The sequence below is a fragment of the Pseudoalteromonas sp. JC28 genome, assembly GCF_013319255.1.
Classification (GTDB): domain Bacteria; phylum Pseudomonadota; class Gammaproteobacteria; order Enterobacterales; family Alteromonadaceae; genus Pseudoalteromonas.
In genome coordinates this window covers 923,834-938,530 of sequence record NZ_QOKX01000001.1, presented here as the reverse complement: position 1 = coordinate 938,530, position 14,697 = coordinate 923,834, and the positions used below count along the sequence as shown (strand labels likewise).

General features: G+C 40.9%; 19 protein-coding genes. 18 read left to right on the top strand and 1 reads right to left on the bottom strand.

Going from position 1 to position 14,697, the window contains the following annotated elements; all coding sequences use genetic code 11:
• The 18 genes from DS891_RS04070 to DS891_RS03995 all read left to right on the top strand — a co-directional run bounded on the left by DS891_RS04070 (position 1) and on the right by DS891_RS03995 (position 12,826).
• On the top strand, positions 1-999 hold the full coding sequence (locus tag DS891_RS04070) for a proline racemase family protein (RefSeq protein ID WP_095728979.1): 999 nt from the start codon (positions 1-3) through the stop codon (positions 997-999).
• Positions 996-2,084, top strand: coding sequence for a Xaa-Pro peptidase family protein (locus tag DS891_RS04065; RefSeq protein WP_174168925.1), 1,089 nt, complete (start codon positions 996-998; stop codon positions 2,082-2,084). Before DS891_RS04070 ends, DS891_RS04065 begins: the two co-directional genes overlap by 4 nt.
• Positions 2,085-2,093: 9 nt before the next feature.
• Positions 2,094-3,038, top strand: a complete 945-nt coding sequence (locus DS891_RS04060) for an ornithine cyclodeaminase family protein (RefSeq protein WP_174168924.1) — start codon at positions 2,094-2,096, stop codon at positions 3,036-3,038.
• Positions 3,019-3,276 carry a hypothetical protein gene (locus DS891_RS04055; protein WP_017217477.1) on the top strand — a complete coding sequence of 86 codons (258 nt, stop codon included), beginning with the start codon at positions 3,019-3,021 and terminating at the stop codon, positions 3,274-3,276. The genes DS891_RS04060 and DS891_RS04055 overlap by 20 nt, the downstream gene beginning before the upstream one ends.
• 519 nt (positions 3,277-3,795) lie before the next feature.
• Entirely contained in the window at positions 3,796-4,629 is an 834-nt protein-coding gene (locus DS891_RS04050) for a tyrosine-type recombinase/integrase (RefSeq protein ID WP_174168923.1), read from the top strand.
• Positions 4,626-5,717 carry an IS91 family transposase gene (locus DS891_RS04045; RefSeq protein ID WP_174168922.1) on the top strand — a complete coding sequence of 364 codons (1,092 nt, stop codon included), beginning with the start codon at positions 4,626-4,628 and terminating at the stop codon, positions 5,715-5,717. Before DS891_RS04050 ends, DS891_RS04045 begins: the two co-directional genes overlap by 4 nt.
• A 344-nt stretch (positions 5,718-6,061) precedes the next feature.
• On the top strand, positions 6,062-6,382 hold the full coding sequence (locus DS891_RS04040) for a hypothetical protein (RefSeq protein ID WP_174168921.1): 321 nt from the start codon (positions 6,062-6,064) through the stop codon (positions 6,380-6,382).
• Positions 6,383-6,397: 15 nt separating this feature from the next.
• Positions 6,398-6,778, top strand: a complete 381-nt coding sequence (locus DS891_RS04035) for a hypothetical protein (RefSeq protein ID WP_174168920.1) — start codon at positions 6,398-6,400, stop codon at positions 6,776-6,778.
• A gap of 121 nt (positions 6,779-6,899) precedes the next feature.
• Positions 6,900-8,285, top strand: a complete 1,386-nt coding sequence (locus DS891_RS24770) for an AAA family ATPase (RefSeq protein WP_174168919.1) — start codon at positions 6,900-6,902, stop codon at positions 8,283-8,285.
• A gap of 121 nt (positions 8,286-8,406) precedes the next feature.
• Positions 8,407-8,778 carry a hypothetical protein gene (locus DS891_RS04025; protein WP_174168918.1) on the top strand — a complete coding sequence of 124 codons (372 nt, stop codon included), beginning with the start codon at positions 8,407-8,409 and terminating at the stop codon, positions 8,776-8,778.
• Between the two features lie 120 nt (positions 8,779-8,898).
• On the top strand, positions 8,899-9,408 hold the full coding sequence (locus DS891_RS04020) for a hypothetical protein (protein ID WP_174168917.1): 510 nt from the start codon (positions 8,899-8,901) through the stop codon (positions 9,406-9,408).
• A gap of 220 nt (positions 9,409-9,628) precedes the next feature.
• The gene (locus tag DS891_RS24445; RefSeq protein WP_254605670.1) at positions 9,629-9,979 is read left to right on the top strand and encodes a transposase; all 351 of its coding nucleotides are present in this window, start codon (positions 9,629-9,631) and stop codon (positions 9,977-9,979) included.
• Entirely contained in the window at positions 9,954-11,060 is a 1,107-nt protein-coding gene (locus DS891_RS04015; RefSeq protein ID WP_254605669.1) for a hypothetical protein, read from the top strand. The genes DS891_RS24445 and DS891_RS04015 overlap by 26 nt, the downstream gene beginning before the upstream one ends.
• Complete coding sequence (locus tag DS891_RS24440) at positions 10,966-11,166, top strand: transposase (protein WP_227387718.1); 201 nt, start codon at positions 10,966-10,968, stop codon at positions 11,164-11,166. Before DS891_RS04015 ends, DS891_RS24440 begins: the two co-directional genes overlap by 95 nt.
• Positions 11,167-11,374: 208 nt before the next feature.
• Positions 11,375-11,599, top strand: a complete 225-nt coding sequence (locus DS891_RS04010; RefSeq protein ID WP_099029137.1) for a DUF6429 family protein — start codon at positions 11,375-11,377, stop codon at positions 11,597-11,599.
• 199 nt (positions 11,600-11,798) lie between these two features.
• Entirely contained in the window at positions 11,799-12,086 is a 288-nt protein-coding gene (locus DS891_RS04005; protein WP_174168916.1) for a type II toxin-antitoxin system RelE/ParE family toxin, read from the top strand.
• A 10-nt stretch (positions 12,087-12,096) separates the two neighbouring features.
• Complete coding sequence (locus DS891_RS04000; RefSeq protein ID WP_099029135.1) at positions 12,097-12,414, top strand: HigA family addiction module antitoxin; 318 nt, start codon at positions 12,097-12,099, stop codon at positions 12,412-12,414.
• Positions 12,415-12,529: 115 nt separating this feature from the next.
• The gene (locus DS891_RS03995; RefSeq protein WP_174168455.1) at positions 12,530-12,826 is read left to right on the top strand and encodes a DUF5710 domain-containing protein; all 297 of its coding nucleotides are present in this window, start codon (positions 12,530-12,532) and stop codon (positions 12,824-12,826) included.
• A gap of 675 nt (positions 12,827-13,501) precedes the next feature.
• Here DS891_RS03995 and DS891_RS03990 read toward each other — a convergent pair.
• Entirely contained in the window at positions 13,502-14,668 is a 1,167-nt protein-coding gene (locus DS891_RS03990) for a putative manganese transporter (protein ID WP_174168915.1), read from the bottom strand.
• Positions 14,669-14,697 lie beyond the last annotated feature (29 nt).

Sequence of the window (14,697 nt, the reverse complement as noted above, 5' to 3'; positions counted from 1 at the left end):
ATGACGTTAACAATAGATTTTGAGCAAATACTGAGCCACGCGGAAGTAATAGAGACGGTTGACATGCATACCGCCGGAGAGCCTTTGCGGGTAATTGTCGATGGTTTCCCTGAACCTCAAGGCAACACTATTTTAGATAAACGGCAATACTGCGTAGAAAATCTTGATCACTATCGCACCGCGCTGATGTATGAGCCTAGGGGTCATGCTGATATGTATGGTGCGCTTATCGTTGAAAAGCAGTTACCAGAAAGCGATTTTGGCGTGTTATTTCTTCATAATGAAGGATACTCAACAATGTGTGGTCATGCGATTATTGCTTTAGCTACACTATTTTTACAGCACAATCCCGCAAAGAAACAGTTGTTGATAGATACGCCTGCAGGGCTAATTACCGCATGGCTAAGAGACGGCCAAGCTGAATTTGCTAATGTACCAGCAGAGGTAGTGACACTTGATAAGCAAGTCAAGACATCTGAATTTGGTTTAATCTCAGTGGATATTGCATTTGGTGGTGCGTTTTATGCCTATATTGACGCTGATACAATCGATTTAGCTCTTACGTCAGAAAATGCAGCTTACATTCAGCAGTTAGGTTTAACGCTTAAACAAGAAATTGCAACACAGATTAGCTTAGTGCATGACGATGCGCGCCTCGCATTTTTATATGGTGTGATTTTTTATTCCAATTCTCAAAAATCGGACTCTGCTCACAGTAAGCATGTGTGCATTTTTGCCGATGGCGAATTAGATCGCAGTCCAACAGGGACTGGGGTCAGTGGTAGGGCTGCAATTCTTGCCGCCAGAGATGAGCTTGCCGCAAACCAACGTATCTTTATTGAAGGTATATTAGGCTTGGGTTTAGATGTTTGTTATCAACTTAGTGATGACAGTAAATCGTTGATCCCAATAGTTTCGGGCGTGGCCTATATTACAGGCCGACACCAATTTATTTTAGACGACCACGATCCATTAGTAAGAGGATTTTTACTACGATGAATGTAGATTACGCAGCCAGACAGCAACGCTTAGTCAATAAATTACAACAACACCAAAGTGACGCTATCATTATTTATGGCTACGAGAATATTGTATATTTAACCGGCTTTACCGGTCATGCAGCAACATTGTTGATGTCTTCAAATGGGCAACACCGACTCATTACCGATTATCGTTACTTTGAGCGTGCTAGCGATGAAGCGGTGGGAGTCGAAGTTATTTTAAGAAATCGTGATAAAGAAACGCTACCTGATTGTATTTTTAGATTATTGGATGGGCCGCGACAGCTTGCATTTGAAGCGCATCAAATCAGTCACGCAGATTATGTTTCATTAAACATCAGCGCAAAAAATACCACGCTTATTGCCGCGCCGCTTTGGGTGGAATCGCTAAGACAAGTTAAAGATGGTTATGAAATTAACTGTATTAAACGCGCCGCCGAGATAGCTGACTCGGCGCTTGCCCATACACTGCCTTTGTTAAAAGTAGGGATCACTGAGCGAGACGCGGCAATTGAGCTTGAGTATCAGATGCAAAAGCTAGGCTCAGAAGGACTCTCTTTTGACACAATCCTATTATTTGGTGCGCGTTCTTCCTTACCGCACGGAAACCCAGGACAGACAAAACTTAACCTAGGCGATTTAGTACTTATCGACTTTGGTGCGGTAATAGGCGGCTATCGCTCTGATATGACGCGAAGTTACGTGTTAGGGGAGCCGACGAAGCAACAACAATCCATTTATGACACGGTCCAACATGCGCAGCGAGCTGCGTTGGCGCTAATAAAAGCGGGCGTTAACTGCATAGATTTAAATAACGCATCACACGATGTGTTAAGTCATAGTGACTTTTCACAATACGCAGGTGAGGGACTTGGTCACGGTGTGGGGCTATTTCTACACGAGCAGCCGTTTATTAAACCTGGGGTCGATCACCAATTAGAAGCTGGCAATATCATTACCATAGAGCCGGGTATTTACATTCCAAATTATGGTGGTGTGCGCTTGGAAGAAGATATATTGGTGACTGAAAATGGTTTTGAATGCTTAACCCACGCGCCACAAGTATTTCAGCTAACGAACTAAGGAGTTAGGATGCAAATTATTACTCGCCAAGAGGTCGCGGATAACCTCAACTACCCAAGCTTAATTCAAGCGCTTAAACAGGGTTTTACGCAACCAGCAGGTACACCAACACGGCAAGTTTTTGAGCTAGATAATAGTCACAGCAATCATGACGCTTTTGCTGTTTTACCTGCTTGGAATGCCGATGTGATTGGCGTAAAGGCGTTTACCTATTTCCCAGATAACAACCAGTACGATAAAGTCAGCCTTTACTCAAAAATCATGCTGTTTTCTAGGCAGTTCGGTGAGCCGCTCGCGCTTGTGGACGGCACCGAAGTAACATTGTGGAGAACCTCTGCTGTGTCAGCATTAGCCGCGGAGTATTTAGCACCTAAACATGCCAAACATTTGGTTTTCTTTGGCTCAGGCAATTTAGCTAGTTACATGATTAATGCTCATTTAAGTGTTAGAAATTATAGTAAAATTTCAATAATTGCACGTAATTCTGAAAAAGGACGCCTGTTGCTGGAGCTATTGTCCTCGCAGCATCAGGGAGTGGAATTTTCATTGTATCAGCAGGCAACCGCATCTGTTATTGCTTCGGCAGATGTGATCAGCTGTGCAACAGGCAGTCATACGCCTTTGTTCAATGGAGAGTGGTTGAGCGATGGCACGCATATAGACTGCATTGGCAATCACCATAAAGATTGTCGAGAAATTGATACCACAACGGTAACTAAGAGCCGCGTTTTTGTAGATAGTCGCGCAAATGTATTGAACGAGGCGGGCGAATTGTTGTTACCGATCAGTGAAGGTAAGTTTAGCCCCGATAAGGTGGTTGCAGAGCTTAGCGAAATGACTAAAAATAACCTAGGTCGAAGTAACGAGAATGAAATTACTTTGTTTAAGTCTGTAGGAACAGCGCTGAGTGATTTAATTGGAGCGAAATTAGTGTATGACTTGGTTCAAAAATAAAGAGCACGGTAAAGTGTATGAAGTAACCGCAGTAGTCAAAGCTGCTGATAAGCGCTTGGTGAATCCGCTTATTTGTCACGAATGTCACATGTTGGTTAGTTATCAAGGAGTTGGCGGCGAAACGAAAAGCGAAAAGCTGCTTTATGACGAGGTGTTTTACAAAGCGTTTCAAAACCACGATAGCTGTTACGTCATGGTGGATGACAATGGTATTCGCCATTATCATCCAAGTGAGTAAAGTGACTTATTCAATTAAGTGAACACAATTAAGTGAACACAATTAAGTGAATAAGCGCTAATTTTTGACCTGACAGAGTACAAATATAGAACGCTATGAATACTGACATTTAAGTTATTGGTCTGGTGCGGACTGCGGCACTAACATGTTTCTGCCCCGAAATGAGTTAACGTAAATGCTCTAAGGGTGGCTTTGAGCGAAAAGCTGACGTTCATCCTTTCACCTAAATAACTGTATATACATCCATTGTAATTGAGTTTCTTCCATAGTCAGGAAAACGACCCTGTGGGTCGTTTTTGTCGTGTTCACATTTAGATCAATGTAACGTAACTTTAATGCTGGTAAGTACTTCCTAAATTTGCTATCAATAGTCATGGGACAAAAACGAGACAGATTGCTGTAGAAAAACGACCCAATCGCTCGATATTAAATTGTTGAACTAAGCCGCTACGCGGAGATCCTACTCTCACCAACTGAGCCACACTTACCTTGGGGTTATCCCATAACTTGGAGGTAAGCATGAACCCACTCATAGAACAAGTCAAAACAGAAATAGCCTACCGAGGGTATTCGCAATGTACATGCAAAAGTTACTGTGAGCATCTACTTAAACTGAGTCACTATTTCAATAAACCACTCGATTCAATTACCGATGATGAACTGAATACCTTTTTTAATGATCCGGCTATTCGTAAACTCTCTAGAGCAAGCCAAAAAGTACAAATAAATAGTATTTGGTTTTTGTTTAAACATATTTTACACCGACCGCTGAACCTAGATATCGCATTACCAAAAGCGAAGACTCGCGCACCAACCTATTTATCTCGAGACGATATTCGGCGGTTGATAGAAAACTGTACGGATATGCGATTAAAAACGTTAATTGTGGTTTGCTATGGTTGTGGCTTACGCATTGGTGAGCTTTTACATATTAAAGTGCAAGATATTGATGGAAAGCGAAAAACCATTTTGATTGAACAAGGTAAAGGAGATAAGTCACGCTATGTGGTGGCCTCCGATAGCGTACTTAACCTATTACGTAGTTACTGGAAAATGTATCACCCAACGGGTTGGATGTTTTATTCACGATGGTTAATGGATAAACCCATGTCAGCATCAAGCTTCAGGAGACCATTACGTGAACATGCACGACATTGCGGCTTAACTCACTGTAATCCACATGCACTACGCCATGCTTATGCAACACATCAACTTGAATCAGGCATGCCATTGCACCAACTTCAACATCAGCTTGGACACAGTGATATTAAAACCACGCAAAGCTACTTACATTGGTTACCCGAATTGGGGCATGGCGGTGTTGATTTACTCGCAAGTTGGGTTAAACCATGAGCACTTTACATCTCGCGGATATTTTAAATTCGAGCCTTGGGCATTATCGGCAACATCATATAATGAGCTATCAGCAGCTACGCGTCTGTCAGCATCTTCAATCATGCAGAACGGGTCAGCTCGGTTATCAAACATGGCAGTGCGATAACTGCGGTGAGTCACAGCAGATTGGGTGCAGCTGCCGAGACCGCCATTGTCCACGGTGTCAAGGAATGGCAACGGCAAGGTGGATACAAAAGCAGCAAGAGAACTTATTGCCATGCCGCTATTTCCACCTTGTCTTTACGCTTCCTCATGAACTTAATGCCATTGCTCACTATAACCCAAGTGCCTTATACCAGTGTTTATTCAAAGCAGCATGGCAAACCTTGAGTAAATTTGCTAACCGAAAAGGGCATGGCCAATTAGGAATGACTAGCGTCTTGCATACTTGGGGGCAAAATTTAAGTCAGCATATTCATTTACACTGTTTAATCCCAGCAGGTACGCTCGATAAGACTCAATGGAATGAGATAGAAAAAGGCTATTTATATCCCGTTAAAGCGTTATCAACGGTCTTTAGAGGAAAAATGCTAGCGGCGCTTAGTGATTTTAATACGTCACTCGTGAAGATAAACACGCCAACAAAGTGGTGCGTGTATAGCAAAGCCTGCTTAGCTTACAGTGAAAAGCTAGTAAGTTACCTAGCACGGTATACCCGAAAAGGCGTGATGTCTGAATCACGTTTAGTGACAGCGAATGCACAGTCGGTGAGCTTCAAATACCGAGATTACGCAGATGATAATCGTGATAAAGTGATGACACTGAGTAATGACGAATTCTTACGGCGTTATTTGCAGCATGTACTACCGAAAGGATTTATGCGTATTCGGCATTACGGTTTTTTAGCCAATGCATGTCGCAAGCGAAAGTTAGCGCTGATAAGGTCGCAGGCGTCATGCACATGCAGAGCAAAGAGGCCAAAGGCAGGAGAAAACGTGACATTGATACCGAATTGGCCTTGTCAGCATTGTAAGGTAGGTATCTTGCGGCTAATTGGCGTATTCAAGTTAGATGCAACACCGACCAAAGTAGACCGAACGAGTTAGCAGCTCGATAGCTGCTCAAAATCAATTAGTTAACCTGCTTAATTGCTCAGGCTAGCGGCCTCTGTACGCTAAAAAATATAATTGCTTATTAAGGAAAATTTAGGTGTAATGAATACATAATAAGCGCTGAGCAATGCAGGGAAAGCTTACATAACACTAGCTAAACTGATTACACTAGCTAGGAAAGTGAGAGCCTCTAAAAAGCAAATTCCTATAGCATAAACAACACCAACTCTGTCACACCGAGCAGGTAGCAGCTCAGTCCAACAAGCGATTATGCAACACAAACTGCGTGTCGCATAAATACTAAAATGTTAGCTATACAAGGAAAACTTTGCACTCAAATGGACACCTTGCTTACAAATCTTGAACAGATCGCTGCTCAACAGAATTTGATTTCAAATGCGATTGCAGGAGCGAAATTGTGGGTCTCTTCTGAGGACTTTGGTATTGATAACTCAATAACCGATAAATTTAAATTCGAATTTCATTCTCACAAACTTTGTTTTAAACATGAATACATCGAAGTTTCGTATATTGAAACCAATTTAACTATTCTACTCGAAGAGGAAGAAGTTGGTTATTATTCTTGGCACACGCTATTAGATGGTGAAGTTATTGATGACATGTTAGTTATTACAGATAACGAGTTAAAGTATAGCTAACAAGTTAATTAAACAGTGGACGCAAAACAGCAGGCTTGCGCTCATTCTTCGCTTAGTTTAGCCTGCTATTTTTCGCCGTTTATTAAGGCGTTATGTAACACAGGAAAAATCGTGCGAGAGGAAGTGAGAGAAGAACCAATATCAGAGCTGAAGTCAGATGCAAGGAAAGCTGTTTGGGTGTTTCTTATCATCAACATTTGTGTTGTTCTTCTAGCGCTAATCGGCAATAAAGAGTTCGTTTTTGCAGCCATCTTTATTCAGTTTGGTCTTATTTTACTTTGGCTGCTTCCGGTCTTCTTATATCAGGTGCTCATCAAAAAGCAGACAGTAGTGCTATCCACACTGAAAGCATTAGCATCTTACAAGAATTTAATGGGGCAGGTTCAGTGGCCATAGTGTTACATAACAATCGCTTAAATAAGGACGCAAAACAGCAGGCTTGCGCTCCTTCGTCGCTAATTTTAGCCTGCTATTTTGCGCCTATTAAGGCGGGCGTTATATTTTAAAAGGAGTTTTGGTGATAATTAACAACGACATAATGAAAACAGTTCTATTTTATACCTTTTGGCTAATATATTTACTATCTTCATTAGCTACATTGGCAATGGTTTTTCTAGATTTTGGAACAGTTCAAGCAGATGAAAGAGAATTACTCATCAATGCTTTTTTAGTCGAAACAGCGGTCGCCATATTTGCTTTGTTTTATTCATTATTTAACCTTAAAAATAAAAAACAACAAGACTCTAATCATGGTGTAGAAAAGCTACAAACTCGTGAAAACTATATTCAAGCGCAAGTAACTGCAATTGAAAAAGCAACAAAGACTATATACTTCTATATAAGCAAATTGAATATTGATTCATTATCTGAAGATGCTAAGCAGATTAACTCAGCTCTAAGGCATGCTGCGTCAAAGAATATAAAAATACAAATATTAGTCGGTGCTACTGCAGAACGTTTACAGGGTGCAATTTCTTTATCAAATTCAGCAAATATTGAAGTAGGTTTTGATCCAGCTTTAGTCCTTTCAGATGTAACATACCTTTGTATTGATAGTAATGTTGTCATAATAGGCGTAAAAAACAACAAGAATAAAAATGTTAAATCTAATGAGTGGTATACAATATTAAGCTCAACTATGGTTAGGTCATTAGTCAGTATTTTTGAACAAAATTGGAATTCACCGGCAACCTTAACTTTAGAGCAAATGTTACGTACACATTTACCATCTTCAATAAGAGCTTCTGGAGAAGAAGCTATAGCTGAAAAAATAGGTATTTCAGTTTCACAAATAGCTAAATATAAAGACTCCAAGCCTTTTATTATCCTTATGCTAGGTAGACCTGGTAGCGGAAAAACAACAGTTTCAACGGCTATGGTTAGTTTACTTTCTTCGGCAAATATTCAAGCTCAACACCTTACAGATATTGATTTCTTTTATAATATATTTAATGGTGAGCCTTCTGATTTATATGAAAAAACAGCTGATGGTGGTTATTTAGTTAAAAATCAAGAGTTATACACTGAGGCAACAAAAGAAGTTGCCAAAAACGTTATCAAAGATAAACAAAATTACTCATTTATTATTGTCGAGTTGGCAAGGTCTGATTATAAAAACACAACAAAAACACTGATTGAGGAAGGTGTGACTCCTGATTTAATTGTGTACCTAGATGTGGAGTATAAAGAGGCCTTAGCAAGAAATTTGTGGCGAAAAGATATCGATGGCTTACATTTTTGCTCTGAAGATGAAATGAATGCCACCTACAAACACGATGACATAGATTCTTTCGAATCTAGCGCTGATCATAATATAGTCCGTATATATAACCCCCATATAAGTAAAGAAAGCGGTGATATCTTAGCTAAAAATATAATTAGTGTATTTAGGCAATCGGTATAAATCGTAATTAAAATATAACAAGGCGCTTAAACGGAAAAACCACAGTTGGCTTGCGCTCCGCGCAGTTTAGCCTAACTGTATTTTCCGCTTAGCTTAGCGTTAGCTATACAAGGAGGGGTTAGTGTTTGAACGAATCAAAGATTTAATGTCAAAAGGCATTTGGCATTCACTAGCAATAATTATTGTTTTCTTAATGGCTGGCCCTGAAATCATGATGGGCATGGAGTTAATGGCTTTAATCGAGGTGCTGGGTGCTTCTACCTTTGTATTATTGTATTTTACAGGCGTAAAGTTGTTTCTTTTAAAAGTATGGAAGCAATATCAAAAATTTGAATGTCATTCTGTATTGTTTGTTCCGCCTTTAGTCATTTTTAAACAAATGCCGTCTTTAATTGTGCATGCGATACCAGAGCGAACCGTCGTTATTTTCTTTTTCGGTTTTATCGTAGTTGGTATGTCTGGTGTTTTAATCAACTCTTATATTGGTGCATAGTATAGCTAACAAGGCAATTATAAATGGGACGTCTAACGCTTGGTTGGCGCTTATTCTTCGCTAATTTTAGCCAAGCATTTATACGCCCCATATTGCGGCGTTAAGTTACTAGGATAGTGCGTGCGTAAATTTATAAATTTAAGCAAATATAGGCAAAAAGAGCTTAACTCCAATTTCCCAGAACTATTTGAGATTTACGGTGCCGAAGATTCATCTCACTATAAAAGAGTAGCCGTATCGGTTTTTGCTCATTGGTTAACTCGTGAAGAGTTTCAAAATGATTACCCTTCAAGAGAAGTGCATTTGCAGAGAAATGAAGCGTTGTACAATTTTGCTAAAATAATGGCAGCAAATACTGAAGTGCTTAATTTCAAGTTCAAAGGCAAATGGGATAAGTGTTACCCATGCTTTAGAAAATTGAGCTCTCAAGAAGCTATGTTAGATTACTTACAACCAGCGGGTGATAACGATTCGTCAGATAAATTCTGCAAATTAGTTCTACCCGAATTTAATGCAGTGTATTTTGAAAGTTGGGATTACACGAATGTTTTTTACATTCAAAACGATAGTGTCATATCTGAAATTAAAAAATGGGCTAGTGAAGCAGGCGTATATTGCTTAGAGTTTTAGTAACTTAACAAAGTGCTTAAAGGGCGGACACAAAAAGCTTGGCTGTGCTCGTTCCTCGCAAATTTTAGCCAAGCATTTTGTGCCGTTTAACAGGGCGTTGAGGCTGTAGAATTACTCTTTTCAGGTACTGGATTGTTGGTTTTGGATTGACAGTTTCTTAACCTTGAATCGAGTTGGTTACTGTGATCTAATAGATATTATTCACCCACGGTAAACTGTTATGGCCAACTACAAGCCTGACTTATCCTGCCTAAATAAATTCATTTCTATCAATTTCGCTGAGCAAATTTTGCCTGGTACATTAGAATATGCCCTTTGTTATATTGTCGAAAATAAACTCGACTTGTCGAGCTTTGACGCGTGGTATAACAATGATAAATCGGGCGCTGCGGCGTATCCGCCCACGGTGATGTTAAAGATAATTTTACTTGGTTATGCTCATGGATTAATTAGTAGCCGCCGAATAGCCAAGGCTTGTGAGAACAATATTCTGTTCATGAGTGTCAGGGGATCTTCAGCCGCATTACACATCAATAGCAAGTTTCGTGGCCAAAATGCACGAGCAGATTGAACCGCTATTTACGCAAGTGCTGATGATATGTGATGAAGAAGGCTTGATAGGACGCAACATGTTTGCCATTGATGGGTGCAAATTGAAGTCGAATGCGAGCAAGGAGTGGAGCGGTACATTCGATGATCTAGGCCGTAAAAAAGCCAAATTAGAACGCGCAAGCAAACGCATCATTGAGCGCCATCAAGCGCAAGATGGCTTAAGTGAAGAGCTGGTCACTCAAGACTTAAAGCAAAAAGAAAAGCTAGATAAAAGTGCAGATAAAATCACCGCGTTCTTAGCTACTCACGAAGGGAAAACAGGCAGTAAAGGTAAGCCGGTTAAAAGTAATATTACCGACCCAGACAGCGCGAAAATGACCACGTCAAAAGGCACAATTCAAGGCTATAACGGGATAGCGATAAACGATGATAAACATCAAATTATACTACAAGCACAGGCATGGGGCTCGGTGGGCGAGCAACAAACACTGCAGCCAGCCGTTGAGCAATTAAAACGACAACTTGAAAAACTGAACAGTGATAAATTCTCTAACAAACAGGCCATTAAATTTACCGCAGACAGTGGATTTAATAGTGAAGCAAACCTTGAATTCATGGCGCAAAGTGGCTTTGATACTTACATAGCTGATAACCAATTTAGAAAACGCAACCCACTGTTTAAAGAGAGCGAAACCTACGAAACAGAGCAAGAAAAGCGCCGATTAAAACGCAGTAAAGGCAAGCTACGCTTATTTACCTCAGACGACTTCCATTATGATGAAGCAGCACAAACCTGCCGCTGCCCCGCAGGCAATGAGAAGTGGCGAAGTGGTATCAATGTAAACAGCAATCATCAACAAAACACACGATTCTGCGGTTACTTAAAAGACCGTAAAGTCTGCTCCCTGCAACAGCAATGTATGCGAAAACCACCGATACAAACGTGGCGGCAAGTACAGTTTAAGAGTGATGAATCACGCAAAAAAAATCAGTTGCATCGACAAAATGAAAGTAAAAAAAGACAGCCCAATAGGACGACGACAATACAGCAAACGACTTGGATGTATCGAACCTGTATTCGGCAACATCACGGTGAATAAAGGGATGAATAAGCTCACATTACGCGGCCAAGTAAAAGTCAATGCTCAATGGCAGCTATATTGCCTTGTTCACAATATCGAAAAGTTACGAGAAAGGGTGTCGTAAGCCAAGAGCAACCTGACTTAACAGCTCCGAAGCGCTTCTCAAACCACAACAAACCAGCTTAAAAAAACGCCCTAAAATAACAACTCACACCCAACTAAACGATTGAATCAAAATAGGAACTCAGTTATCGTTTGTTGATTACAAAAACAAATTTGAAACGAGTTATTCTACAGGCTCGTTATATGCCCATCAGGTTTTGGAGTGTTGAATGGATATAGATGAAAATAAAATAGATGAAGCAGCTTTAGCTTTATTACATCTCACCTTGCATGATTATGGCCGAGCTTGGAAACAAATTGACTGGGAAGTTATGAATAGGCTTTATGAAAAAGGTCTAATTTGTGATCCGGTTGGTAAGGCAAAGTCAGTGCAATTGACCGATGAAGGCATTAAGCAATCAGAAGAGTTATTCAAAAAGCTTTTTTCAAAATAGAAGCTATTGGTCATATAACAAAGCAACTTAAAAGCTCGGACAAAAACCAGTTGGCTTTGCTCGTTCCTCACAAATTATAGCCAACTAATTTTTGCCGTTTATTTGCGGCGTTATGTACTTTCTTGTCCTCCCAACTTGTGCACATCTCTTTTGTGCGATAGTATTTCACTATTGATGCACAGTAAAACAGTGCGAGGATATGTCAGTAAATTTTAAAGATGATTGGCTTGAAGCATTTTATGAGGAAGATAAGCGTCATCGCTTGATTCCTAAAACTATAGAGAATGCGCTGTATCGAAAGCTTGAAATCCTAGATGCAGCAAAAGCTGAATCAGATCTAAGAGTTCCACCGGGTAATCGGTTTGAACATCTTGAAGGCAATCTGAAAGGTTGGTGTTCGATACGGGTGAATAAACAGTATCGTTTGATTTTTAAGTGGGTTGACGGTGTAGCAGAAGACACCTATTTAGACCCTCATAAGTACTGAGGTTAGGATAATGCGCAGAACTAAACGTCGTCCAGTTGGTGTAGGAGAAATGCTCAAAGTTGAATTCTTGGAGCCAATGGAGATTACATCAAAAACATTAGCAGAAGCTATGGGTGTACATAGGAACACCATCAGTAACTTAATTAATGGTGGTACTCTGACTGCTCCACTTGCAATCAAGTTAGCGGCTGCACTTGGGAATACACCTGAGTTTTGGCTTAACATTCAACATGCTGTGGACTTGTGGGATACACGAAATCGTTATCAAGATGAAGCCAAGCAAGTAAAACCTTTGTTTTCAACGCAAGATATCAAACTACGTACATAACAAAGCGTTTAAGAGCGATTCCATAACGTGTGCCGATTTCGCTTCGCTCAAGCGTAGCAAACGTTATTCCACGCCTTTACGCGGCGTTAGGGCTTATCGAAATAGGTAGCTTTTTATGGATGAAATAACATATTTAGAAGTTCCATTTGAGGATAAAGAGAAAGTAAAGTCGTTGGGCGCTCGTTGGCACTCAGAGAGAAAGAAGTGGTTTGTTCCAAAAGGTTTAGATACGGGACCATTCGAAAATTGGCTACCGATTTATGATGATCGTGCATCGCAAAAAGCTATCTCTCCATTTTATCTGCTTCAATCGACAGAGCTTGCTGGATGTGCGGCAAACCATCTGAAGTCATTACCTTTGCTAGTCATGGCACAATCGACACTGAAAGTGATGAGCGCTCTGAAGGAATAACCAAGTATTTATACGTCAGCTTTCTCCCAGAGAGACTGAAAGTATACTTGGATCTACACTTCAAAAGTTATTACTTGGATTATTCTGCAACGTCCGATTCATTTTACTACATGAATCATTGTCAACATTGCAAAGCCCCAATAGGTGACTTTTTTATGCATTCTGAACCGGAGGGGAGGGGGCTTTTCCCCTATCAGTGCAGAGATGTCAGCCGATATTGCTATTACTAAACTGAAAGAAAGTGGATTTGTAAAAATCTCAGCATCTGAATCATATGGGGTTATTGAGCATATATTGGAAAATGGGCAAATGAAAGAGTTTCAGCTCTAACAGTCTGTATAAGAGTGATTCGCAACGCGTGGCATTTTCGCAACGCGTGGCATTTTCGCTATGCGTTGATTTTAGTGATTAAGGTGGCATGCTGAGGCTCTTGTATTGCGTTTCTCACTACTTAAAGCGGCGTTAGCCCATAGAAACTTTTATGCGAAATTTGCCTAATACAGCTGAAGTTCTGAAACGTTTTTTGTCCAAAAATAGGTTTATTTGACCGCCCGCTATTCGCTCTTTTCGGCAATTAATCAGTTACGAACGGTCATATTTGGTTGAACTCATAACCCTAAACTGCCAGATCGTGTATGAGCCAGCGTCAGATCACTTCGTCGACATACTCAAGTATTAAGCCAAATTAATGTAGTAGAGGCCGTAGCCCACGATAAATGCAGGCACTGCAGAGTAGATAGTGGCAAATAACGCCGCCCTTGGTGCCAGTGCTATCGCTGGAAATAACGCATCGCCATCGTTAGCAACGGCATTGGCCGCCAGGGCACTAAATGGCAGGACGCCTTGCAGGTACAGCGTTGTAACAACAATTTGGGGTCCACAGCCTGGTAATAATCCGACAAGAATGGCCACCAGTGGTGCATACAGCGCATAGTCTTTAAACCAAACCGCGAGATCAAGCCCTAAATACGCAGTAGATAGCTCGTAAAGCAAAAAGCTTGCAACGACCCAAGCGGTCACAAAATGCGTATCCTGTAGCACTCTAGTGAGTTTTGACGGTGGGTCGCATTCACCTTCCTCACAGGTGATATCTTTATAGCTTACGCCTTTTGAATTAAGTGCCCACACACAAACAGCAAAAAGGCATAATGCTGCACCAAGCCAAGCAATTTCTGCATCAAAAGGTGCTAAATCGACGTTAAAAGCAATCGCGAGTGCAATTGCAAGACTAGGTAGTAAGCACAGCTTCCACACCTTACGGCTTAGACTAAACGCACGGCTCGCGTGTAAGGTTTCTTCTTCGACCTCATTGATGGTCTGCGGGACACAAAAGTCGGGTTGATGAATTAAGTGCACACATAGCCCACTCACGATACCTACACCAACCCCCATCGCAATGATAGTAAGGCCTGTCAGGGGCTCTTTGGCGAGTAGCAAAAACGCAGCATCTCCCATCGTCGCAGTAAGTACTGCGACAACAGAAGCAAAGCTCGCTTGTTTTTTGGTAAATTGGGTGACTACAATAATCGCACCACCACAGCCGGGTAGTGCGCCCAATATTGAGGCCATGGCGATTTCGAGAATAGGGGATTTGGTACTCAGATAACTGAGATTAAGCTGTGGAATTCTGTCAACAAGAAAGTAGTACACGAGCAGGGTAGCGGCAACAAAAACGCTGACTTGAAAGAATGCATCGCTCAGCGCGCTGACCACAATTGGCCTCGCCGTTTCAAATGCCATTAGTACAATAATAACGAGGGGTAAAATCAACCGCTTGTTGAACAACAAACTCACCTTAGCGCCATGTGCTGGTTGAGAGTATCGAAGTAGAGATGAAAACATAAAGTGCAACCCGTGTATTGTCTAAGTTG